The sequence below is a fragment of the Clostridium sp. genome, from assembly GCF_050717635.1.
Lineage (GTDB): Bacteria > Bacillota > Clostridia > Clostridiales > Clostridiaceae > Clostridium_AD.
This window is the reverse complement of the sequence record NZ_JBOITO010000030.1, coordinates 1-23,054: the sequence shown is the minus strand read 5'-3', so window position 1 is coordinate 23,054 and position 23,054 is coordinate 1. Positions and strand designations below refer to the sequence as shown.

Here is a 23,054-nt window from a genome sequence, read left to right as displayed (position 1 = left end):
AAAAAACTCTGAATAATTTAATATATATGGTATAATTTACTCATATATTTGAAGGTATCATAATTAACGAATGATAGCAGAGGCTATGAAAGGGAGACTTATATGTATATCGGTATTGATTTAGGAGGCACTAATATTGCAGCGGGTATTGTTGATGATAAGGGAAATATAAAACATGAAAAATCCTGTCCTACAAAAGTGGGAAGAAAAACTCAGGAGATAATAGATGATATGATAGATTTAGTCTATAGCATTTTAGAGGAATATCCTATGGATTTAAAAGAAATAAAATCCATAGGTATAGGGATACCGGGTTTAGCTGATAATAATGGTAATGTAATATTATGTGTGAATCTTGGGTGGAAAAATGTACCTTTAAGAGAAATGTTAGAAAAGGTACTTCACAAGCCAGTATATATAGATAATGATGCTACAGTTGCTGCATTGGCAGAGTATGAAAGTGGTTCAATGAAAAATTGCAAAAGTGGGCTCATGATTACCCTGGGAACAGGTATTGGTGGAGGAATTATTTTGAATGGGGAAATATATAGCGGATTTAATGGGGTAGGCGCAGAGATAGGTCACGTAGTTGTGGGAGAAAATTTTTATAATTGTAATTGTGGGAGAAATGGCTGTTTAGAAACATTTGCATCATCCACTGCCATAATAAAACATACGAAAAAATTAATTGCAGATTTTAATGAACCTACTACAATTCTTGAAAGAGCAGAAGGAAATATAAACAATATAGATGCAAGAATGGTAATTGATTGTGCTAAAGAAGGCGATAAAATAGCAAATTTAGCAGTAGATAGGTTAATCAAATATCTAGGTATAGGAATACTTAACATAATCAATTTTATTGACCCAGAAATAATAGTATTAGGTGGCGGAGTTTCAGGGGCAGGACAATATCTTCTAGATAGAATTACAAAGGAAGTAATAGGGAATAAATATTATGAAGAATTACCTATTGCTAAAATCGTTTTAGCGGAGTTAGGTAATAAAGCTGGTATAATTGGAGCGGCAATGATTGCAAAACATGCAATTGCAAAATAAGAAACATAATTTATTTTCGAAAGGTGAAGTTAAAATGAGTAAGATTGCACTTATTACAGATAGTACATCTGATGTTGACAGTGAAATGATTGAAAAATATGATTTAAAAGTACTTCCACTAAGAATTATATATAAGGATAAAGAGTTTATTGACAGGGTAACTATTACCCCAAAAGAAGTTTATGATAATTTTATATATGAAATTCCATCAACTTCATTACCTTCAATGAATGATATGGAAGAGCTTTATTTGAAGCTAGAAGAAGAAGGATACACTCATGCCATTGCAATACTAATATCTGCAAATTTATCAGGAACCTATAATACATTTAGGTTGGTAAGTGAAAATCATCCATCAATAGAAACCTGCGTTTTTGATTCTAAATCACTAACTATTGGCGAAGCTGCTATTGTTGAAGAATGTGGTGATATGATAAAAGGTGGAATAACTTTTGAGGAAATTGTCAACTGTTTACCAGAAATACGAAGTAGGGTCACTGTTTACTATGCTGTAGATACACTTAAATATCTAATCAAAGGTGGTAGAATTGGAAAAGTAGCTGGAACTATAGGTGAAATATTGAATTTAAAACCAATAATTTCAATTAACAGTGATGGCGTATACTATACTTATGCAAAAGCCAAGGGAAAGAAGAAAGCTACTAGTAAACTCGTAGACATAGCAAGAGAAGCTCTTAAAGAGTCTCCCTGTAAAATTTGGGTTATGCATGGTGGAGCATATGAAGAAGTGAAGCCTTTTTCTGACACAATTTCGGGCCTGCAAAATATTACGAGATTATCATTTGGAGAAATAAGCCCAGTTGCTGGAGTTCATACAGGACCAGGATTACTTGGAATTATCATAGTAAAAGAGGCTACTGCTAAAAATTAAAAAGTATACATTAATAATAGAAATACGTTTCAAAAATAGAAAATACTAAGGAGTTGCCAGGATGAAAATGGAAGATGTAATATCAGGAGATTTTTCCAAGTATCCGGAAGAAACACAAGTATTTATGAAAGAGTACACTGAAAAGCTTCGAGAAAATATAAAAGAAGAAATAATAAATGATTTATCTCATAAAATGCTTGTGGACATAGATAAAAGTAAAGATTATTTCATCAATGTCTTAACTGATATATTAGATAATGGATATAAGGGCCTTAATAAAATGTCTACAAGGTCTCTTATAGATAAATATCTAGAATGTAAAAACGAAGAAGATTTTTTAGCATTGTTAGAAAGAGTTAATGATGAGGTCTAATACAAAATGCGTATTTCACCACTTAGGATTGTATCTTTAGCTTCAGTCCAATTAGCTTCAATTACGAGATTTGTTCTTAGACCTGTTATATAATTAAATGAAACCTCTTTATCATGAAGTATATGATCATTGTGGTAAATAACTGAATTTTTATTGGCTTTATCTCTAATTATAATTTTCCAAATTCCATTTTGAGGTTCGATTATTTTAGCTGTTATAATTAGCCGTGACCAAAATGTATTACTTAATCCAGTATCATAAATGCCATTACCATTCACAATATTTATTTTAAAATCCTGCTCAATTTTGTTACTTATTGACTTTGTCATATATTTTCTCCTTGTTATTATTTAAAAGCTCATATTATTTATTATACGTAAAAACATAAAAAATGTTAATCGAAATATTATATGGATATTTTTACACAGTATTGTCTAAATAATTTGTGCAATCGATTGCATTGCAATGTTTTTTTTAGTATAATATAAATAGAAGCTTAAACGATAAATTATGGGGGGAAATCGTGAAAAAGACAAACGTTATAATGTCTCCAGGGGAATAGAAACTCCATTATATTTTGAATTCGACAAGGAAATAAAAGCTAATAACACGCTAATAAAAAGTTCATTAGTAGAATATGAAAAATCAAACAGTGACCAGTTTCAAACTGAATATATTGAAAAGTTTAAAAGTGATTACGCTAATTATATGTTGATATGGGAATCTGTTAAAGTTAAGAAAAAAGAAGGAAATACTTCATTAACTATGGAAAAAGGTAAACTTATTACTTTAGAAAGAAGTGTATTTAATTCAATTAATGGTCTTATTAAATATAATAAATTAGCTGCTGAAAAATTAAAGGTAAATAGCAACAATATATATAAAGATAGTGTTAAGGTACTTTATGTTATAAATTTTGCAGCAATTTTTATCATAACTACTTTATCTATTATTATTATTATTAAAATTTTTAGACGCTCGCTTAAAGAAATGATAGAAGAAATTAATGTTATTTCGCAGGGAGATTTCACAGCTACCATAAATGTCAGTGCTAATAATGAATTCGGTACGATGAAAAAATCTTTAGGTAAAATGATTGATAATGTTTCAAATACATTAAGAACGGTAGCCGATAATTCCGACTGTATAGTTGAACAATCTCATAGTTTAAATCTAGTCTCACAGGAAATGAATTCAGCGTCAAAACAAATTGCTACATCTATAGAGAATGTTGCTGATGGTTCTATATCACAAAGCGAAAAGTTATTAAGTATTGATGAGACAATAATTAAGTTAAGACGTGAGATATCTAATATTTTGTCTTACATAGAAGAATTAGGAGAGGATTCAAAAACTACTGGTACCATAGCTGAGACTGGGAATGAAGAGATTGGGACACTGATGGTAGCCATGAGAAGTATTAATAGTTCTTTTAACAATGTTAATAGTGAAATTGTCATTTTAAGTACAAAAATCCAACAAATAAATGTTATAACAAATATGATTAAGAGTATATCCGATAAAACCAATTTACTAGCGCTAAATGCAGCAATAGAAGCTGCTAGGGCAGGAGACGCGGGTAAAGGGTTTGCTATTGTTGCAGAGGCAATAAGAAGCCTTGCTGAACAATCTAAACAATCATCAAAGGAAATCAATGTCTTAGTAGAAGATATTTCCTCAGGAGCGAGTAACGTAGTAAATATAACAGATACAGTAAATGGTCATTTAAAAATACAAAATGAAGCCTACGATAATACTGTTAATTCTTTTAAAAAGATAACAAATGCAGTAGGAGACATCCAGCCTAAAATCAAACATATAAATGAGATGATATTAGGCCTAGGATCTGAGCAGGACGAGCTAATTGTAAAGGTTGACGAAGTGAATATTATTTCAAAAGCAAATTCTGATCTATCTCAACAAATAACTGCATCTTCGGAAGAAATGACTGCGGCTGCTGATGAGGTTTCTTCTTCCTCAGAGCTACTTAGCAATATGACGGTTAAAATGAATGAGCAGATTAATAACTTTAAGCTTTCTAATTAAAAACAAGTAAAATAGTATATAATTAATTTTATATACTATTTTTCCTATGAAAACATAATTTATGATAGCCTTTAAGAATAATAAAGAAATAAACATGTGAAATTTTAAGGACTCACGAAAGGATGGTATTATGGCTACAGTGTTTTTTATCATTGGAATAATATTTGGTTTCCTTCTTAATACAGTTATAGAAAAAATTTCTTATATAGTCGTAAGTAAACAAAATGCAGAAAAGCAAATAGATTATATTGATTATAAAAAGTCTCGAAATCACATTAATGTTACGACTAAAAATATCATAGTTATTTTAATCAGTGCCATATTATTTTTAATATCGTTTTTACAGATAGGGTTGAATGTGATTCTTATTAAGGCATTAGTGCTAAATACTATACTTATTGTTGTTTCATTTATTGATATTGAGCATGAAATCATTCCTGATAAAGTAATTATTTTCACGTTAGTAGTGGGCGTTCTATTTTCATTTATTGATGATATATCTTTTGTAAATGCAGTAGGTGGAATGGTGTTTGGGGGTGGGTTAATGCTAATTTTAGCACTTGTACCTGGCGTTTTGGGTGGCGGAGATATTAAACTTATGTTTTCCCTTGGAATATTTTTAGGATTTAAAGGAACTTTATTTGCATTGCTTTTAGCATTTATATTAGCCGCTGTCATAAGTATATTGTTACTTCTTTTAAATATAAAAAAGAGAAAAGATTATATACCTTTTGGACCATTTCTAGCACTAGGAAGTTTTATTGTTTTTCATTTTGCAAATATAATGAAATTTTAAGTATGATTAAATTAAATTATATAATTCATGATTTAAAGTAAAAATGTCTATTAGGTAATTGTAATATTAGACGATATACTTATTGTAGGATATTTAATTTTTATTTATTATTAAAAATTAATAGAAGTAGGTGTTATACTAATGAATAATTCAAACATAGATATTGGTCACATTAATGATATTATAAAAAAAATAATAAAACAAATAAGTAATAGTCGTGAACAAATTCTTGAAATAGTTGATAATGCACGACTAGAGTATGAAAATTTAAAAACTGAAATAGTTGTAATTAGAAGGGACATAGACAAAGTTATTAACGAAGTTGACGCACTTGAGGTTCAGGATAAACTTATGCGTAAAAAGTTAGTGGAGGTTTCAAAAAAATTTAACTCATTTAACGAAGATGAAATTAGGTCTGTATATGAAAATGCTTCTGAAATCAGAGTAAAGTTTATTATGAAGCAAAATGAAGAAAAGCAGTTTAGAGTAAGAAGAGATACATTAGAAATAGCATTAAAAAAATCTGTAAAGAACATAGATAATTCAGAAAAAGTAGTTAACCAAATAAGTATCGCTATGGGTTATTTAGAAGGGGATATTCTTTCAGTCCTAGAAGGAGCTGATAAAAGTTCTGAGATGTTTATAGGAATTAAAATATTAGAAGCACAAGAAAATGAGAGAAAACGAATATCAAGAGATATTCATGATGGACCTGCACAACATATTGCTAATATTATTATGAAAACAGATATTTGTTCTAGGATTATCCAAAAGGATTTAAATGCAGGATTAAAGGAATTGGTAGATTTAAAAGAAAGTGTAAAAGTAGCGTTAAAAGAAGTTAGAAGTATTATTTTTGATTTAAGACCTATGTCCCTAGATGATTTAGGCTTAAATAAAACCATTGAGCAAGCTGTGAAATCAGTATCAGAAGATTTTAAAATTGATATAAAGCTAAAATTAAAACCAATGCAGACAGAGGTAGAATCAATTATTCAAGTAGCAGTGTTTCGTATTATTCAAGAGATCTTCAATAATATAAAAAAACATTCAAAGGCAAAACATGTAGATGTTAAATTAGATTATGGTACAAAATATTTAAGACTACTTATATCAGATGATGGTATTGGCTTTGATGTGGATGAAACACTAAAAAGGGTGAAAACAAAAGGGAACTCTTATGGACTTATTGGCATACTGGATAGAGTAAAACAATTACAAGGTGAAATTCATATAGAGTCTTCAAGCGGCGCAGGTTCAGTTTATAATGTTGTGCTTCCAGTTAATCGAGAGGTGATTAAAGATGAAAAAAGAGGGAATTAAAGTATTAATAGCAGATGATCATGACCTTATTAGACAAGGATTAAAGAGAATAATTGGTTTCGAAGAAGACATAATTATTGTGGGAGAGGCTGAAAATGGTCAGAAAGTGCTTGATATGTTAAAGGTATGTGAACCTGATGTCATATTATTGGATATGAAAATGCCACTAATGGATGGGCTTGAAGTCCTTGAAAAAGCTAAGAAAGAACTACAAAATATAAAGATAATCATGCTCACGGTTGAAAATGACAGGACTTTTATTATAGATGCTATTGATAAGGGTGCAGATGGATATGTGCTTAAAGAATCTGCTGGTACAGAAATTGTAGAGGCCATTAAAACAGTGTACAAGGGGGAAAAGTATATTGATAAATCATTAGTTTCTCTTCTTTTCTCAGGGTTTAAAAATAAGGAAAAAAAAGAGCAGACTGTTTTAGATTCACTTACAAAAAGAGAAGTTGAAGTTTTATTATATATCTCTAAAGGATTAAGCAACAAAGATATTGGAGAACGTCTTTTTTTATCAGAAAAGACAGTGAAGAACTATGCGACGATTTTGTTTAGAAAAATAAAAGCACATGATCGTGTAAAAGCTACTATATTTGCCATAGAAATGCACATCCAGCAGTATTATGATTCTAAGTTTTAGGACATCGAGGGATCCTTTCTCTATTTTCATTAGGGACAAAGGTCCTTTTTTTTATAGACTTTTATCTCTATAGGTTGTGACTTTTAGTATCTGACATATTGTTTTGTTTAGTATTATAATAAACTTAATAAAACAAATAAAACAAATTAGAGGAGGAGTTATTATGATAAGGTATTGTATGAATTACGTATCATTAAAGCTTAAAGAACAAAAGGGACAAGGTATGGTAGAGTATGCATTATTAGTAGGACTAATAGCCGTAGTTGTAATTGCAGCATTATTGTTACTTGGACCAGCAATTGCAGCTAAATTTGAAGAAATCACCGCTGAACTATAGTAGTAAAATATCTTATTTTGGAGGAGTTGAGAGTTGAGGTTTATTTTCTACCTGCTAGTATAAAAACTTTACTTTCCGATTTCAACTCTCAACAATAACAGAGGTGATAAGTATGAAATGTTTAAGAAATGAAAAAGGACAATCTCTTGTAGAGTTTTCTATTTTACTCCCTTTCTTATTGTTATTACTTATGGGGCTTTTAGAATTTGGCTTAATGCTAAATTCATACCTCGCCATTCATAATTCAGCTAGAGAAGGTGCTAGACTTGGTATAGTAGCTGGTTCTGATTCAGAGATTAATGAACTAATAACTAAAATGTCTCCTACTATTGACATTGAAAACATAATAGTAAACATAACTCCATCGGTAGGAAGCAGAAAATCTGGTGGCACCATTACAGTAGAGGTTATATATAACTATCAGGTAACTATTCCTATAATAAGTAATATCCTGAGTGGTGTGGTGGTTTTAAAAGCGCAAACATCAATGAGAATAGAATGAGAGGTGAGTTTGAAGCTTTAAGGAGATGATATAATGCGTAAATTAGATAACAAAGGGAATGTAGCAATTATATTATGTTTAGTTTTAACAGTGCTTTTGGGTTTTACAGCTTATGTTGTGGATATCGGTTTAATTTATGCGGAAAAAGTAAAATTATCTAATGCTATTGATTCTGCAGTATTAGCCGCTAGCTTAGAGCTACCTACAAATCCCATTAAAGCAAAAGATGTCGCTACAGAATATCTAGTAAAAAATAATGTTGATCCAAGCAAAGTTTCAATTACTATAAGTGCTGATAATAAAAGCATAGAAATGGTTGGAATAAAAACTGTGGATCATTTTTTTGCACCTATATTTGGGATAGATAGCAGTGATGTAAATGCAATTACGAAAGCAATTATAGCACCTGTCAAATCAGTAAAAGGTGGTATTCGACCCTTTGCAGTTGAAATATTTGATTTTTCTTATGGTGATGTGGTGACACTTAAAAATGGTGGCGGAGATGGCAGTAATGGAAATTATGGTGCAGTGGCACTAGGAGGAACTGGATCGAATTTATTCGAATCAAATGGAATTTACGGTTATAGCGGCATAATAACAGTAGGAGATATGATTGATACTGAACCCGGTAACATGGCAGGTGCTACTAATGGGATAAAAAATTATATAAACTCAGAATGTAGCGACTTTTCTAATTTTGGAAGAAATTCGATTAGATTGTGGACAATTCCTTTAGTAGATTCACTAAATGTTAATGGAAGAAAAGCAGTATTAGTAGTAGGCTTTGCAGAATTTTATGTGGAGGCAATTACAAAAAACTCAGGAAAAAATCAAATTCAAGGACGCTTTGTTAGATTTGTAACGAATGGAGAGGTTGATATGACCATAAGTGATACTGGAGTCTATGGCTCAAAACTTGTTAAATAGTAATAAAGAAATAGGAGTATAGGTGGTGTCTTTATGAAGAATACAGGAAAAAGAATGATTTTAATATCATTCATATTGGCAGTAGTAAGTATTGTAGTTATTTTTATATATTTAAAACCGTTAAAAACGACAAACATAGCGGGTGTGGAGAAAACTATTTTAGTTGCTGCTGTAACAATATCAGAAAGAACCTTAATAGATAAGAAGATGATTAAAGAAATTCAAGTACCTGACAATGAAATATTTAAAGATTATATTTTACAATCTTCTAATATTGTAGGAAAATATACTAAGGATGTTATTTTAAAAGATGAGGGTTTCCATAAAGATAAATTGATAAATTCACTTGATAACGAATTAAGTTTAAAAATAGAAGGTAATAATAGAGGCATTTCTATAAATGTTAATGGAAGTACCGGTGTGTCAGATCTTATTAAACAAGGAGATTTTGTTGATGTACTTGTATTCTTAGAAGAAAAGAAAGATGGTCAAAAAACTATAAGACCGGATTTATCAACCATACTACTTCAAAATATTCAGGTGCTGGCAATAGATAAAGCACTTAGTAGAGATGTTGAAAAAAGAGTAGAGGTACCTGCTAATTATTTAGTAACGTTATCTGTGCCAATTTTTGATATAGAGAAGTTAGCCTTGGCGGAGGATATTGGTAAATTAAAACTGGTGTTAAGACCTTTAAAACCGGACTATATTCATAAAACAGAAGGTGCAACTTGGGAACAACTTATTTTGGATGATTTTAAAGAAATGATAGATTTATTTCCAGAATATAAGACTAAAACAGCAGAAGAGAATAAGGTTAATTCAGGTGATTATAGCTATAAAAAATACGATTATTATGTGGTAAAAAAAGGCGACACTTTAAGAGAAATAAGCCAAGATTTCTATGGGGACGCAACAAAATATGCATTGTTAAAACAAGTTAACGGAATTTGGAATGAAAATTTAATTAAAACTGGAACAGGTATTAAAATCCCGGTACTAGAAAAATAGGGGTGAAAATATGAGTAAGATTAAAATATTAATTGCAGACGATATAGAAGAAACAAGAAATGTAATAAAGAAAATATTAACTTTAGAAAATGATTTTTTTGAAATTGTTGGCGAGGCAAGTAATGGAGAAGAAGTTTTAAATCTTATACCTAAAGTAAAGCCAGATATTGTACTAATGGATATTAATATGCCTGTACTTAATGGGCTGGAGGCTACAGAGAAAATTACAAATCAATTTCCCTCTGTTACGGTAATAATTATGTCTGTTCAAGCTGAAAGTGAATACCTAAAGAAAGCTATGTTCCATGGAGCAAAAGAGTATATTATTAAGCCTTTTAACTATGAAGTACTAGTTAATACTATACTTACTACCTATGAAAAATATAAAAATAAGGTTATAAATACAGCAAGTTTTGAAGAAAATCAGAGTACTGCAAAAATAATAACCTATTTCAGTTCTAAAGGAGGCGTAGGAAAATCTGTTTTAGCACTAAATAGTGCTGTAGCTTTAGGAAATGAGTACCATAAAAAAACTCTACTAATAGATTTAGATTTACAATTTGGAGATATATCAATGCTTGTAAACAAATATGCAGAAAAAACAATTCTTGATGTTATTGAAGATGGACAATTAGACTCATATGAAAATATAAAACCTTACCTTTATGAATATAATGAAAATCTTCACTTACTTTTTGCTCCTACGAAGCCTGAAGCAGCAGAGTATATTGGAAAAGATAGTATTGAAAAGATGATGAAAATTCTAAAGAAACATTATGATGTGATTATCGTAGATACTGGCATTAATTTTAATGATAGCACCCTTTATATGTTAGATATTTCAGAAACAGTCTTATTTGTTGCTACCATGGAAATAGTCGCTCTCAAAAACACTAAATTAGGGCTTGGGGTTATGCAATCACTCGGATATGATAAAAATAAAGTTAAATTAATTATTAATAATTTTACAACTAAATACGGAATAAGTAAGGTAGAAGTAGAAGGAGCATTTAGGGATGGAATTTTTGCTATGATTCCAGAGGAGCAAAATACAGTTAGTACCTCAGTGAATAAAGGGATGCCTTTCTGTGACTGTCCTAAATATGATAGGTTAAAAATAGGAAAAGCTATTGCTATAATGTGTAAAGAATTAGCAATGTAGAGGTGATTGTATGTCCCTTATAAAGAGACTAGAAAAGGTAAATGTGGATAAAAAATTTAATAAATCTGACGAAAAAGAAGTAGATCCCTATTTTGAATTAAAGGTAAAAATTCAAAATAGGGTAATAGAAGAGCTTGATATAGACTTTAATGATATATCAGACCAAAATGAGGAATTAAGAGAAGAAATAAATTTTATTGTTATGAAACATATTGAACAAGAATCTCTGAACATGACAACAAACCAAAAGAAAAAGATAAAGGAAGAACTATTGGATGAAATTATAGGTTTTGGTCCTATAACTATCTTACTAGCTGATAAAAGTGTAACTGAAATTATGGTCAATGGTCCGGATCATGTTTATATTGAACAGGACGGCAAACTGGTGCTTACAGATGCTAAATTTAAAAATAATAATCATGTGATGCATGTTATTAAAAAAATAGTTGCACCTATTGGAAGAAGAATAGATGAGAGTTCACCTATGGTTGATGCAAGACTACCCAATGGTTCTAGAGTAAATGCTATAATACCACCACTAGCTATTGATGGACCATCAATTACTATAAGAAAATTTGCTGAAGATCCTTTTAAAGTAGAAGATTTAATAAGTTTTGGAACTCTTAGCTCAAAGATGGCAGAACTACTTAAATATTGCGTTGAAGGGCGTTTAAATATTGTTGTTTCAGGTGGGACTGGTAGTGGGAAAACTACCACTTTAAACGTACTTTCTTCTTTTATACCTGAAACAGAACGTATTGTTACTATTGAGGATGCAGCGGAACTACAACTTTCTCAAATACATGTTGTGAGACTTGAGACAAGGCCCTCTAATATTGAAGGTAAGGGGGAAGTAAGTATAAGAGATTTAGTTAAAAATAGTTTGAGAATGAGACCAGATCGGATAATAATTGGGGAAGTACGGTCAGGTGAAACCTTAGATATGCTTCAAGCTATGAATACTGGTCATGATGGTTCCTTAACAACGGGTCACGCGAATTCTCCAAGAGATATGTTATCAAGACTTGAAACTATGGTGCTTATGTCTGGAATGAATCTACCTATTAAGGCGATTAGAGATCAAACGGCATCCGCTATTGATTTAATTATCCAACAGTCAAGACTTATGGACGGTAGTAGAAGAATAACCCATATAACAGAAGTTCAAGGTATGGAAGGTGAGGTTATAATCCTTCAAGATATTTTTAAATTTGAGCAAAAGGGACTAGACAATAAAGGAAAAGTAAAAGGAGATTATGTATTTACAGGAGTCATGCCTAAATTTCTTGATAAATTTAAAGAAAGAGGTATTAATTTACCAGCTGGTATTTTTTATTAATAAATATAATTCCTTTCATGTGTTTAAAATAAAAAGTGGATGTGATGAAAATGATATATATTATAATGTTGCTTGTTTTTTCTTTTGCTTGGACACTGATAGTTGGCCTACTAAATATATTATACAAGGAAAAGCCCATTGATAAACTAAAATATTATGATAGTGATTATGTAGTAAAAGAAAAAATTGAAAATAAGAAGAAAAGTAAAACAAGCCTTTTGAAAATATTATCACATTTCATTCCAGATATGAAATTCAGTGAAAAGCATGATAAAAAATTAGAGATTGAACTAATGAAAAGTGATATTCCTATTACTGTAGAAGAACTATTAGTGATAAAAATGCTTACATCAACAACTTTTTCACTTTTAACCTACGCTATTTCAAAGGATTTTATTATTGTGATTATTATGTTTGTTATAATTTGGAATATGCCAAAAGTCATTATATCTCATAGAAAAAAAGAAAGAATTAAACTCTTTAATGAACAGCTAAATGAGGGTATAATGATTATTTCAAACTCACTTAAAGCTGGTTATTCTTTTTTACAAGCTATAGCAGCAGTATCTGAAGAAACAAAAGACCCATTTTCTAAAGAATTTAAGAAGCTTTTGAAAGAAATGAGTTTAGGTATTTCTGAAGAAATTGCACTGCAAAATTTGCTAAATAGAATGGATTCAGATGATCTTAGATTAATAGTAAATGCTATTTTAATTCAAAAGGACATAGGTGGAAACTTATCAGAAATATTGGATAATATATCAAATACTATAAGGGAAAGGCAAAAGATCCAAAATGAAGTTAAAACTTTGACGGCACAAGGTAGACTAGCCGGAATCATTGTAATGTCTATCCCATTTTTTTTAGGTTTTATAATTTATTTGTTTAATAGAGAATATATGATGCCACTATTTACTACACCACTTGGTCTAGGTATGATAATAACAGCATTTATAAATCAAATATTAGGGTTGATTATGATAAGAAAGATTATTAGAATTGATATATAATGAAAGTAAATAATGATTGAGGTGATAACATTGCTATATATTTTATTATTTATATGTTTTCTGGCTATCTTTATGTTTTCATATGGAACTATGCTTATTCTAAGTAAAAATAAAATAACCGTTGGATCCAGACTAAAGCAAATAGAAAATATTGATACTGATAATAGATTAGATGTTGATAGAACATCTTTCTCGCAAAGAGCGCTTACACCTTTTTATGAGCGAATAAGTAAAATCTTAATAAAAGCAACGCCAAGGCGCAAAATTATTATACTTAAGAAAAAATTAGAAAAAGCAGGTTTATTAAAAAGTAGCACCCCTGAAAATTGGCTATATACTAGAATTATGATTATGCTGATTTTTTCAATATTATTTGGATTATTAACTTATTTAACCACAGCTAATTTTATTAAATCACTTCTCTTTGCACTTCTTATAATGCTACTTATTAGCACTTGTTTTAACTTCTATCTTTCAAAAAGAATAAATACAAGAAAGAAAATGATTGTAAGGGAATTACCCTATACACTTGATTTAATAACAGTAAGTGTTGAAGCTGGTTTGTCTTTTGATGGTGCAATGTCAAGGGTTATTATGAATATAAGTGGAGAGTTATGTGATGAATTTGCAAAAACACTCAAAGAAATACGTATGGGGATACAAAGAAAAGTAGCACTTAAAAATATGAGTCAGCGTTGCGAAGTTAAGGAATTATCTATGTTACTAACATCTTTAATTCAAGCTGATGATTTAGGAGTAGGTCTTGCAAATGTATTAAGAGTTGAATCTGAATCCTTACGAGAACGTAGAACGCAAATGGCAAGAGAAAAGGCTATGAAAGCGCCTATAAAGATGCTATTCCCACTTATATTTTTTATTTTCCCTTCAATATTCATTGTAATTCTAGGCCCGGCTATTCTTAAAGTTATGGATATACTCTAGGAGGGATGAAATGATTAAAACTTTAAAATATAATGATGAAACAATCCTCAATGTATTAATAGCTGATTCGTATTCTAAAAGGCTTTTTGGGTATATGTTTAGAAAAACACCTCATCATAAAGCTATTCTTTTAAATCCATGTAATAGCATCCATACATTTTTCATGAAATTTGATATTGATGTTTTGTTTCTGAATGAGCACATGCAGGTTATTAAAAAAATAGAAAATTTAAGACCAGGACAAGTGGTTACCAAGGTGGTAGGCGCTAGGGCAGTATTAGAATCTAAAGCTGGCTCATTTATAAATATTGAAGAGGGATGTAAACTATATATATAATTTATTATTTACAAAGAAATAAATCGTAAACAATGATATAATTGTATTTTGAATTAGATGTTAAAATTTACGATTATAACAAAAGAAGGTGGAAATAATGAAGGATAATAAATATTTACCTATTAATAAAAGTGATATTATAGATAGAAGTTGGACTGAATTAGATTTTATTTTAGTTACTGGCGATGCATATGTAGATCATCACAGTTTTGGAACAGCAATTATTTCAAGAGTTCTTGAAAGTGAAGGATATAAAGTAGGAATAATAGCTCAACCTGATTGGAAAGATACGGAAGATTTTAAAAAACTAGGCAAACCAAGGCTAGGTTTTTTAGTTAATTCTGGTAATATGGATTCTATGGTTAATCATTATACTGTAAGTAAGAAATTAAGAGAAAAAGATATGTATTCTCCTGGTGCAAAGATGGGTCTACGCCCTGATAGAGCAACAATAGTTTACTGCAATAAAATAAGGGAAGCATATAAAGGCATTCCAATTGTTATTGGAGGCGTTGAAGCAAGTTTAAGGCGTTTTGCACATTATGATTATTGGAGTGACAAAGTACGTAAATCTATGTTAATTGATAGTGGAGCAGATTTACTAGTATTTGGTATGGGCGAGAAACAAATTGTTAACGTTGCAAATAAATTAAATGAGGGTATAGATATAAAAGCCATTACAGAGGTGCTTGGAACATGTTATGTGACTGACGATATAGAAAATATAGGTGAATATGTTGAAATAGCCTCTTATAAAGAAGTTTGCACTGATATGAAAAAATATGCACAAGCTTTTAAAATACAATATGATGAGCAAGATCCTATTAGGGGTGACGTTATAGTACAAAAACATACTAATAAATATCTTGTTCAAAACAAACCGGAAATGCCACTTACTAGGGAAGAGTTAGATATTGTTTATAGCTTGCCCTACCAAAGGAATTATCATCCTATTTATGAAAAGCTCGGTGGCGTGCCAGCAATAGATGAAGTTAAATTTAGTTTAGTTAGTTCAAGAGGATGCTTTGGTAGCTGTGCTTTCTGTGCCATAACTTTTCATCAAGGTAGAATTGTTCAAAGTAGAAGTGAAAATTCATTGATAGAAGAAGCAATAGAAATTACAAAATTCAAGGATTTCAAAGGGTATATTCACGATGTAGGTGGACCTACTGCTAATTTTAGACAACCTGCATGTGACAAACAATTAAAGGTAGGTGCTTGCAAAGATAAGCAATGCTTAAATCCTAGCCCTTGTAAAAATTTAAAGGTTGATCATACGGAATATTTAGGTGTTCTACGAAAACTTAGAGAACTTCCTAACGTTAAAAAAGTTTTTGTACGGTCTGGACTTCGATATGATTATATTATGGCAGACAAAAACGACGCCTTTTTTAATGAACTTATAGAGCATCATATTAGTGGTCAATTAAAAGTTGCACCAGAGCATGTTTCTCATAAAGTTTTAAAATACATGGGAAAACCAGCAGGAAAAATTTATGATAAATTCAGAGAAAAGTTTTATAAGGCCACTGAGAAAATAGGGAAAAAGCAATATCTTATTCCTTATTTAATGTCTAGTCACCCAGGATGTACAATAAGTTCAGCAGTAGAACTAGCAGAATACCTTAGGGATATTAATTACCAACCTGAACAGGTTCAAGATTTTTATCCAACTCCAGGTACACCCTCAACAACTATGTTTTATACAGGACTAGATCCAAATACTCTTAAAGAAGTTTATGTACCTAAAACTAAGCATGAAAAAGCTATGCAAAGAGCATTGCTGCAATATAAAGATCCAATGAAATATGATTTAGTATATGAAGCACTAACAGAAGCTAATAGAGAAGATCTCATTGGTTTTGGACCTAAATGTTTAATAAAACCAAGAGGAAAGAAAAATAATGAAAAATTCAGTAACGCAAGAGTGAAAGAAAAGGAATTAAAAGGCAAAAGTTTAAGAAATAAGGCTTCAGATAGACCTATAGATAAAAACTCAAAAAAGAAAAGTAAGCCCTCAAATACTAATAGCAAAACTAGTTTTGGAAGTAGAAAAGATAATAAAAATAAGGCTAAAAATAAAAAAAGACAATAAAAGATATAATAAAACCTACATCCACGCCTTGGATGTAGGTTTTATTATATCTCCATTTTAACTATTTTGTTTATAGCACCTTCTTCTACTAGTTCACTTTTACTGAGTCCTTTTCTAAAATACCTAATTTGTTTATATTTAATTCCCTTCATTTCAAAATCCATTACATCAATTCTGTCACCTTTATAAATAACAGCTTGTTTAATACCTTTTAAATATACATGTACTTCCATAGTTTTATTTTTGCTGTAGTGTAGCAGCTACTCCTCTCTTGGTATTTCTATTTTTAAAGCGCACTATCAAAATTATAATGTTATTATTAGCATTTATCAAGGTGAAATAAGAAAGAAATTTAATAAAAGTTAACCATTTATTTATATTCAGAATATAATATAAATAAAACTAGTAGTAGGTGGTTAAAATGTACACAGATAGCATTTTAGATTTAATTGGAAATACCCCACTTATATCCTTAAAGAAGCTATATGGTTCAAATATATTTGCTAAGGCTGAATTTTTGAGTCCAGGCGGAAGTATAAAGGATAGAATCGCAAAATTTATGATTGAGCAAGCAGAAAAGGATGGAATTCTTACACCTGGAATGACAATAATGGAAGCTACTTCAGGAAATACAGGGATAGGTTTAGTTTTGGTAGGAATCCAAAAGGGTTATAGAGTTGTTATTGTAATGCCTGAAAATATGAGTGATGAAAGGAAGAAAATAATAAGGTTACTTGGAGGAGAACTTATATTAACCCCCAAGGAAGAAAATGTTCAAGGTGCTTTAGATGAGGTTAAAAGACAATTAAACAGGAGTAACAACATTTTTGTTCCTAATCAATTTTCCAACATCAATAATCCACTAATTCATTATAATTCAACTGCTCTTGAGATATGGAATCAATTAGATGGCAATGTTGATATTTTCATATCAGGTATAGGTAGTGGAGGAACACTTCAAGGTGTGGGTTCATTTTTAAAGTGCAAGAATTCAAACTGCATAATTGCTGCTGTAGAACCAAAAAATGTTTCCGCCCTTTTAGGTCATACTCCTGGATTTCATAAGATCCAAGGAATAGGGGATGGCTTTATTCCTGAAGTGTTAGATGTTTCATTGATTAGTGAAATACTAATGGTTACTGATGAAGAGGCTATTGATACTTCCAAAAAAATTGCAAGAGGAGTGGGAGCTTTAGTTGGAATCTCTTCTGGAGCAAATATATGGGCAGCACAAAAAATGGCAGAGAAATACGGTAAGGATAAAAATATAGTAACTATTCTACCAGATAGAGCTGAGAGATATTTTAGTATGGATTTATTCAAGGACAATAGAAATTTCTGATTTTAAATTATAATACTCATATTTTTTTATTGTAAATCAAATACGATTTACTTGTAAAAGGAGATAAAAAGATGATTTGTAAAGAATATTTATTAGATGCCAATATAGTTATAAAAGTGTGGAATAAATATCCTAATTTACTTGATTCTATTGAAACTACAGACTATATCGATTTTAAAATATCGCAGGATATAGCTGGAGAGTTGTCCGTAAAAGAATATGTAAAATACAATAAAGATTTTGTATTATCAACTAAATTCATGAAGTTATTAAGGCATATTATAACTGACACTGGCGCTAGTTATACTGAAAAATCTATAGAAAGCGACTTTGTTAAATATGAGCAGAATAAAAATATCTATTTTAAGAGTGGAGATAAAATTTCTATCAATGATTATAGTTTAATCAGTATTTGCGAAAAAAATGAAGACTATACGCTTGTAACTGAAGATAAAAGAATGCTGCGAAACGCAAAAATTATATTAGATTCTTCAAGGGTGCTAAATTTCGAACAGTTTTTAGATGAATTAAAACAACTAGATGTGCTATAATAGCAAAATAATATAAGCAGTTGCAATTTTTGTAAATTGCAACCGCTTATATTATTTTATATTTTTCTCTAAATACTGTTTAAATCTAAAGTTCCATAACTTATAAATATCAAAATCTTGTGCTCTAACTAGGTCTAAAAATTCTTCTATTACCCCTAATCTATTTAGACCTTTCATAAGGTGTCTTGGATAAATAACTTTTTTAGAATAATTGTTTTTTGGATCAATTACCGTAATAGAGAAATCCTCCTTTAAGTATAAATCTTTACACCTAATATCTAGTTTATTAAATTTTAGTTTCTTGAATTCTTTAATAAGTTTTACTATATTGCAAGATATTTCACTATTGATACCATGCTTTTTAATGTATTTATCCAAGCGTACACCACATGCATAATCTCTTATAATATAATAAGAGCCATGTTCATAAACTTTAGGAAAGTATTTGCTTTTACTAGTTCTCATAAAAATATTGTATTCCGTCTCACAAACTTTTTTATTTTTAAAAATTTTAATCACTCGCTCGTTAGGGAGTAAGTAAACTATTCCATTATGACCGGAACCTAAAAATTCTGATGTTCTAAGTATTTTTTCAACTCTACTATTTAACCTAATATAATAATTTGTATCTTGAATCATATTATCCTCTTCTTTATAATTATGTTATTATATTATATGATAGGAGTTTGTAAAATATAAGCTGAGAACTTTTATAAATTTATTTTATTGCATTACAATTTGAAGTGAACCATTTGAACTTAAGCTATAATCACTGTTAAACACTGATAAATTCACACTTTTGTTATTTTCATTTTGAATTTCAAGAAGCGTTTTAGTAACTTTAATATTTAAAAGTGCACCTCTAAACATTATTTTAAAAGAACATGAGCTCCAATGCTCCGGAATGAATGGATTTAAAATAAGTTTATTATCTCTAACACGTAATCCACCAAAACCATGGACTACGGCCATCCAAGTTCCCGCCATGCTAGTGGTGTGGCAACCGTCATTTGTGTCATTGTTATAATTATCAAGATCAAGTCTAGAAGCTCTTAAATACATCTCATAAGCTTTATCATGATTTCCAATTTTCGCTGCTAAAATAGTATGAATGCAAGGGGACAGGGAAGACTCGTGCACTGTTCTAGCCTCATAAAAGTCATAGTTTCTTTTAATAGTATCATTGTCATATTCATCTTCAAATAAGGAGATACCTTGAAGTACATCCGCTTGTTTTATAAAACATGAACGTAATACTCTATCCCATGACCATTTTTGATTTAATGGTAAGTGTTTTTTATCTAGGTCTTTGACTAATACCTGTTCTTTATCCATATAGCCGTCTTGTTGAAGGAAAATTCCAAGTTTCTCATCGTAAGGAGAGTACATATTTTGAATAATATCCTTCCAAACAATCATTTCATCATCATTAAAATTGATTTTTTCTTTAAGTACATTGAATCTTTCAGGTTCATTTTCACTTAAATAACTTATAACCTCTAGTGTATACTCTAGCGTCCAGCAAGCAATCTTATTAGTATACCAGTTATTATTTACATTGTTTTCATATTCATTAGGACCAGTAACCCCTAAAATCACATATTTATTTTTGTTTTTTGAAAAAGTAGTTCTTTGAGCCCAAAACCTTGATATGGCGGCTAGCACTTCAAAGCTAAATTCGGAAAGACAAGACTTATCTCCAGTGTAATTTACATAATTATATATAGCATATGCTATAGCACCATTTCTATGGATTTCCTCAAAGGTTATTTCCCATTCGTTATGGCATTCTTCACCATTCATTGTTACCATAGGGTATAGAGCAGCTCCATTTGTAAAACCTAGCTTCTCAGCATTTTCTATGGCCTTCTGTAAGTGCTTGTATCTGTAGTATAAAAGGTTTTTAGATACTTCTCCATCAGAAGTACTTAAATAAAACGGAATGCAGTAAGCTTCAGTATCCCAGTAAGTGCTTCCACCATATTTTTCACCAGTAAAACCTTTTGGTCCTATATTCAGCCTATGATCCTCACCTGTATATGTTTGATTTAGTTGAAATATATTAAATCTAATACCTTGTTGGGCTGACACATCACCTTCGATAACTATGTCGCTACCTTTCCATTTTTCACTCCAAGCATTGGATTGCTCTTTTAATAATATTTCAAATCCATCTTTTTTAGCTTTGTTTAAATGGTCTTTAGTTATTTTTATCAAATTTGATACTTCAAAATATCTTGATGAGGTATTTGCAACATATTTATATATTACAATTTCATCATTTTCACTACAATGAATTAAAGCAGTATTAGATACATATTTTTCACTTTGATTTAATGCTACAATTGGTTTTATTAGTTCACCATTTTTAGTTAATTCATAGGCCATATATGTGCAAATGTGAAAATCTAATTTTTTAGTCTTTAACATTAAAAATGCTTCATAAGGGTTAGCTTCTTTAGTAATCTCATTCCAAAACTTCTCATCATAATTGGAATCTGAATTTACAACATCCCCATCTAGATAAGGTGTAATCTCTAATTTACCATTGAAATTCAAGGGTTTTATGGAATATTTAATTGCTCCTATTTCTCCACGGGTCATACTTATAAATCTTATAGCTGTTACCTTAACCTCATTTCCATTTGAGAGTATAGCTACAAAGCTTCTTTCTAAATATCCTTCTTTCATATTTAAAACTCTGTAAAATTCTTTTACTTCGCACTTAGAAAGGTCTAAAGGAATATCATTAATTTTAATGTTAATACCGATCCAATTTGTGGAGTTTAAGACCTTAGCAAAATACTCAGGGTAGCCATTTTTCCACCATCCAACTCTTGTTTTGTCGGGATAGTAAACTCCCGCTATATAATTTCCCTGAAGAGAAGAACCACTGTATTCTTCTTCGAAGTTTGCTCTTTGCCCCATGTATCCATTGCCTAAGCTGAATATACTTTCGGATATTTCATTGTTATCATCACTAAATCCTTGTTCGATAATATTCCATTCATCTAATTTATAATAGTGTTCCATTAAAAACCCTCCTAAGTTATTATACGTAAAAAGCCATTGAAATTATCAAGTTATAATTTCAATTTATCAAAAGTAATATCAGTAAAGCCAGAAAAAACTAAATCAGCCTTTTTAAGTATACTCTTAGAACCTATACCAATGCAATGCATTCCTGCATTAACAGCAGCTTCAACGCCTGCTTCTGCGTCTTCAAATACCATGCATTGACTAGGTAATAGGTTAAGAGCCTCAGCACCTTTAAGGAATACTTCAGGATTAGGTTTTGCTTTAGAAACCTTTGTGCCATCTATTATTGCATCGAAATAATTGGTTAAATTCAATTTATTAAGGATAAGCATGGAGTTCTTACTTGCAGAACCCAAGGCGATTTTTATATTATTTGCCTTAGTGCTTTCTATAAAAGTGATGACACCAGGTAAAATATCTTCTGGGGTTAATTTTGAGATATATTCCACATACCAATCATTCTTCTTTTGTGCTGCATTAAATTTAGATTCATCATTTAATGTAGTATCGCCTATCTCTAATATAATGTCTAATGATTGCATTCTACTTACACCTTTTAATCGTTCATTATCTTCTACAGAAAATTCTATATTTAGTTCTTCTGCAAGTCTTTTCCAGGCTAAATAATGATATTTTGCAGTATCAACCAATACTCCGTCTAAATCAAATATAATTCCTTTAATGTTATTCATAATTTCCTCCTCGATTTTTATGTTGCTTACTATAGAAATAAACTAATTACTATAGATTCATTCATAAATTAGTTAGAATTCATAGGTAAGGGATTAAAAAATTGATATTATTACAGTATATAAACCTTACCTTACTATAATAATCTAAAATTACTGATTTGTGAATGCGTTTGCACAAAATAAATTATATTATTGTGATAAAAGGGATTATTTCTACATAAAAGTATTAAACTCTCCTCTATTAATTTAGTAGAAGGGATTAACAAAAGAGTTATTTGCGATTTCTAGATAATGTTGATTTTAAAAGGTAACGTCCATTATTGAATGTATTGGTGGTGATATTCACTTTAAAAATTGAGTATTTACAAAAAAAAGAAAAAGAAAATTAAGAAAATTGTTTGACATTCAAGAAAAGTAATAGTAAAATAAAAATAAGCAAACGGTTGCATAAAATTATTTAAATCATTTGTAAAAAATATTCAAGTAGTTTTAAAAAGCTGATTTTATAATATTAAGGGGGAAGAAAAATGGTAAAAATTAAAAAAATTATTGCTATGGCTATGATGTCAACTTTGGTTGTAGGATCATTAGCGGGATGTGGGAACAATAAGGTTAATAGCAAAACTGAGG

Annotated in this window: 24 protein-coding genes; 19 read left to right on the top strand and 5 right to left on the bottom strand. The window is 30.2% G+C overall.

Annotation, left to right across the window (positions count from 1 at the left end; genetic code table 11):
- Positions 1–102: 102 nt before the first annotated feature.
- From ACREWB_RS13380 to ACREWB_RS13370, 3 genes are all read left to right on the top strand, one after another.
- Positions 103–1,059: an ROK family protein gene (locus ACREWB_RS13380; RefSeq protein WP_431547945.1), complete on the top strand. Its 957-nt coding sequence runs from the start codon at positions 103–105 to the stop codon at positions 1,057–1,059.
- 34 nt (positions 1,060–1,093) lie between these two features.
- Entirely contained in the window at positions 1,094–1,951 is an 858-nt protein-coding gene (locus tag ACREWB_RS13375) for a DegV family protein (protein WP_431547944.1), read from the top strand.
- A gap of 61 nt (positions 1,952–2,012) precedes the next feature.
- Positions 2,013–2,324, top strand: coding sequence for a hypothetical protein (locus ACREWB_RS13370; protein ID WP_431547943.1), 312 nt, complete (start codon positions 2,013–2,015; stop codon positions 2,322–2,324).
- Here the strand turns inward: ACREWB_RS13370 and ACREWB_RS13365 are convergent.
- Positions 2,321–2,653: a hypothetical protein gene (locus ACREWB_RS13365; RefSeq protein WP_431547942.1), complete on the bottom strand. Its 333-nt coding sequence runs from the start codon at positions 2,651–2,653 to the stop codon at positions 2,321–2,323. The two genes, ACREWB_RS13370 and ACREWB_RS13365, sit on opposite strands and share 4 nt — an antisense overlap.
- Before the next feature lie 181 nt (positions 2,654–2,834).
- Here ACREWB_RS13365 and ACREWB_RS13360 point away from each other — a divergent pair, with 181 nt between their 5' ends.
- From ACREWB_RS13360 to ACREWB_RS13295, 14 genes are all read left to right on the top strand, one after another.
- Positions 2,835–4,370, top strand: coding sequence for a methyl-accepting chemotaxis protein (locus tag ACREWB_RS13360; protein WP_431547941.1), 1,536 nt, complete (start codon positions 2,835–2,837; stop codon positions 4,368–4,370).
- A gap of 130 nt (positions 4,371–4,500) precedes the next feature.
- Complete coding sequence (locus tag ACREWB_RS13355; RefSeq protein WP_431547940.1) at positions 4,501–5,166, top strand: prepilin peptidase; 666 nt, start codon at positions 4,501–4,503, stop codon at positions 5,164–5,166.
- 141 nt (positions 5,167–5,307) lie between these two features.
- Positions 5,308–6,489: a sensor histidine kinase gene (locus ACREWB_RS13350; protein WP_431547939.1), complete on the top strand. Its 1,182-nt coding sequence runs from the start codon at positions 5,308–5,310 to the stop codon at positions 6,487–6,489.
- Complete coding sequence (locus ACREWB_RS13345; RefSeq protein ID WP_431547938.1) at positions 6,470–7,138, top strand: response regulator; 669 nt, start codon at positions 6,470–6,472, stop codon at positions 7,136–7,138. The genes ACREWB_RS13350 and ACREWB_RS13345 overlap by 20 nt, the downstream gene beginning before the upstream one ends.
- Positions 7,139–7,301: 163 nt before the next feature.
- Complete coding sequence (locus tag ACREWB_RS13340; protein WP_431547937.1) at positions 7,302–7,475, top strand: Flp family type IVb pilin; 174 nt, start codon at positions 7,302–7,304, stop codon at positions 7,473–7,475.
- Between the two features lie 112 nt (positions 7,476–7,587).
- Positions 7,588–7,977 (top strand): TadE/TadG family type IV pilus assembly protein, encoded by a 390-nt coding sequence (locus ACREWB_RS13335; protein ID WP_431547936.1) that lies wholly within the window; start codon positions 7,588–7,590, stop codon positions 7,975–7,977.
- Between the two features lie 33 nt (positions 7,978–8,010).
- Positions 8,011–8,904 (top strand): TadE/TadG family type IV pilus assembly protein, encoded by an 894-nt coding sequence (locus ACREWB_RS13330; RefSeq protein WP_431547935.1) that lies wholly within the window; start codon positions 8,011–8,013, stop codon positions 8,902–8,904.
- Between the two features lie 33 nt (positions 8,905–8,937).
- The gene (cpaB, locus tag ACREWB_RS13325) at positions 8,938–9,915 is read left to right on the top strand and encodes a Flp pilus assembly protein CpaB (RefSeq protein WP_431547934.1); all 978 of its coding nucleotides are present in this window, start codon (positions 8,938–8,940) and stop codon (positions 9,913–9,915) included.
- Between the two features lie 10 nt (positions 9,916–9,925).
- Positions 9,926–11,077: a CpaE/TadZ family protein gene (locus ACREWB_RS13320; RefSeq protein WP_431547933.1), complete on the top strand. Its 1,152-nt coding sequence runs from the start codon at positions 9,926–9,928 to the stop codon at positions 11,075–11,077.
- Positions 11,078–11,087: 10 nt separating this feature from the next.
- Positions 11,088–12,416, top strand: a complete 1,329-nt coding sequence (locus ACREWB_RS13315) for a TadA family conjugal transfer-associated ATPase (protein WP_431547932.1) — start codon at positions 11,088–11,090, stop codon at positions 12,414–12,416.
- Positions 12,417–12,466: 50 nt separating this feature from the next.
- The gene (locus ACREWB_RS13310) at positions 12,467–13,426 is read left to right on the top strand and encodes a type II secretion system F family protein (protein WP_431547931.1); all 960 of its coding nucleotides are present in this window, start codon (positions 12,467–12,469) and stop codon (positions 13,424–13,426) included.
- A 90-nt stretch (positions 13,427–13,516) separates the two neighbouring features.
- On the top strand, positions 13,517–14,368 hold the full coding sequence (locus tag ACREWB_RS13305; protein WP_431547930.1) for a type II secretion system F family protein: 852 nt from the start codon (positions 13,517–13,519) through the stop codon (positions 14,366–14,368).
- Between the two features lie 10 nt (positions 14,369–14,378).
- The gene (locus ACREWB_RS13300) at positions 14,379–14,705 is read left to right on the top strand and encodes a DUF192 domain-containing protein (RefSeq protein WP_431547929.1); all 327 of its coding nucleotides are present in this window, start codon (positions 14,379–14,381) and stop codon (positions 14,703–14,705) included.
- 97 nt (positions 14,706–14,802) lie between these two features.
- Positions 14,803–16,800, top strand: coding sequence for a YgiQ family radical SAM protein (locus ACREWB_RS13295; RefSeq protein WP_431547928.1), 1,998 nt, complete (start codon positions 14,803–14,805; stop codon positions 16,798–16,800).
- 44 nt (positions 16,801–16,844) lie between these two features.
- On the opposite strand, the gene ACREWB_RS13290 is transcribed toward ACREWB_RS13295, so the two are convergent.
- Complete coding sequence (locus ACREWB_RS13290) at positions 16,845–17,033, bottom strand: hypothetical protein (protein ID WP_431547927.1); 189 nt, start codon at positions 17,031–17,033, stop codon at positions 16,845–16,847.
- Between the two features lie 188 nt (positions 17,034–17,221).
- Here ACREWB_RS13290 and cysK point away from each other — a divergent pair, with 188 nt between their 5' ends.
- Together cysK and ACREWB_RS13280 are read left to right on the top strand one after the other, a co-directional pair.
- Entirely contained in the window at positions 17,222–18,142 is a 921-nt protein-coding gene (cysK, locus tag ACREWB_RS13285; RefSeq protein WP_431547926.1) for a cysteine synthase A, read from the top strand.
- A gap of 71 nt (positions 18,143–18,213) precedes the next feature.
- The gene (locus ACREWB_RS13280; protein ID WP_431547925.1) at positions 18,214–18,693 is read left to right on the top strand and encodes a PIN domain-containing protein; all 480 of its coding nucleotides are present in this window, start codon (positions 18,214–18,216) and stop codon (positions 18,691–18,693) included.
- Positions 18,694–18,744: 51 nt separating this feature from the next.
- On the opposite strand, the gene ACREWB_RS13275 is transcribed toward ACREWB_RS13280, so the two are convergent.
- The 3 genes from ACREWB_RS13275 to pgmB form a co-directional block, all read right to left on the bottom strand.
- Positions 18,745–19,329: a protein kinase gene (locus ACREWB_RS13275; protein ID WP_431548362.1), complete on the bottom strand. Its 585-nt coding sequence runs from the start codon at positions 19,327–19,329 to the stop codon at positions 18,745–18,747.
- An 87-nt stretch (positions 19,330–19,416) separates the two neighbouring features.
- On the bottom strand, positions 19,417–21,726 hold the full coding sequence (locus ACREWB_RS13270) for a family 65 glycosyl hydrolase domain-containing protein (RefSeq protein ID WP_431547924.1): 2,310 nt from the start codon (positions 21,724–21,726) through the stop codon (positions 19,417–19,419).
- A gap of 50 nt (positions 21,727–21,776) precedes the next feature.
- Positions 21,777–22,424, bottom strand: coding sequence for a beta-phosphoglucomutase (gene pgmB, locus ACREWB_RS13265; protein WP_431547923.1), 648 nt, complete (start codon positions 22,422–22,424; stop codon positions 21,777–21,779).
- Positions 22,425–23,054 lie beyond the last annotated feature (630 nt).

Bases quoted from the DNA above. Each gene is read 5' to 3' on its own strand.
- ACREWB_RS13330 (WP_431547935.1), top strand. From the start codon at position 8,011: ATGCGTAAATTAGATAACAAAGGGAATGTAGCAATTATATTATGTTTA.
- ACREWB_RS13375 (WP_431547944.1), top strand. From the start codon at position 1,094: ATGAGTAAGATTGCACTTATTACAGATAGTACATCTGATGTTGACAGT.
- pgmB (WP_431547923.1), bottom strand. From the start codon at position 22,424: ATGAATAACATTAAAGGAATTATATTTGATTTAGACGGAGTATTGGTT.
- ACREWB_RS13340 (WP_431547937.1), top strand. From the start codon at position 7,302: ATGATAAGGTATTGTATGAATTACGTATCATTAAAGCTTAAAGAACAA.
- ACREWB_RS13360 (WP_431547941.1), top strand. From the start codon at position 2,835: ATGGGGGGAAATCGTGAAAAAGACAAACGTTATAATGTCTCCAGGGGA.
- ACREWB_RS13365 (WP_431547942.1), bottom strand. From the start codon at position 2,653: ATGACAAAGTCAATAAGTAACAAAATTGAGCAGGATTTTAAAATAAAT.
- ACREWB_RS13370 (WP_431547943.1), top strand. From the start codon at position 2,013: ATGAAAATGGAAGATGTAATATCAGGAGATTTTTCCAAGTATCCGGAA.
- ACREWB_RS13300 (WP_431547929.1), top strand. From the start codon at position 14,379: ATGATTAAAACTTTAAAATATAATGATGAAACAATCCTCAATGTATTA.
- ACREWB_RS13280 (WP_431547925.1), top strand. From the start codon at position 18,214: ATGATTTGTAAAGAATATTTATTAGATGCCAATATAGTTATAAAAGTG.
- ACREWB_RS13290 (WP_431547927.1), bottom strand. From the start codon at position 17,033: ATGGAAGTACATGTATATTTAAAAGGTATTAAACAAGCTGTTATTTAT.
- ACREWB_RS13315 (WP_431547932.1), top strand. From the start codon at position 11,088: ATGTCCCTTATAAAGAGACTAGAAAAGGTAAATGTGGATAAAAAATTT.
- ACREWB_RS13335 (WP_431547936.1), top strand. From the start codon at position 7,588: ATGAAATGTTTAAGAAATGAAAAAGGACAATCTCTTGTAGAGTTTTCT.
- ACREWB_RS13305 (WP_431547930.1), top strand. From the start codon at position 13,517: ATGCTTATTCTAAGTAAAAATAAAATAACCGTTGGATCCAGACTAAAG.
- ACREWB_RS13320 (WP_431547933.1), top strand. From the start codon at position 9,926: ATGAGTAAGATTAAAATATTAATTGCAGACGATATAGAAGAAACAAGA.
- ACREWB_RS13380 (WP_431547945.1), top strand. From the start codon at position 103: ATGTATATCGGTATTGATTTAGGAGGCACTAATATTGCAGCGGGTATT.
- ACREWB_RS13270 (WP_431547924.1), bottom strand. From the start codon at position 21,726: ATGGAACACTATTATAAATTAGATGAATGGAATATTATCGAACAAGGA.
- cpaB (WP_431547934.1), top strand. From the start codon at position 8,938: ATGAAGAATACAGGAAAAAGAATGATTTTAATATCATTCATATTGGCA.
- ACREWB_RS13345 (WP_431547938.1), top strand. From the start codon at position 6,470: ATGAAAAAAGAGGGAATTAAAGTATTAATAGCAGATGATCATGACCTT.
- ACREWB_RS13310 (WP_431547931.1), top strand. From the start codon at position 12,467: ATGATATATATTATAATGTTGCTTGTTTTTTCTTTTGCTTGGACACTG.
- ACREWB_RS13350 (WP_431547939.1), top strand. From the start codon at position 5,308: ATGAATAATTCAAACATAGATATTGGTCACATTAATGATATTATAAAA.
- cysK (WP_431547926.1), top strand. From the start codon at position 17,222: ATGTACACAGATAGCATTTTAGATTTAATTGGAAATACCCCACTTATA.
- ACREWB_RS13295 (WP_431547928.1), top strand. From the start codon at position 14,803: ATGAAGGATAATAAATATTTACCTATTAATAAAAGTGATATTATAGAT.
- ACREWB_RS13355 (WP_431547940.1), top strand. From the start codon at position 4,501: ATGGCTACAGTGTTTTTTATCATTGGAATAATATTTGGTTTCCTTCTT.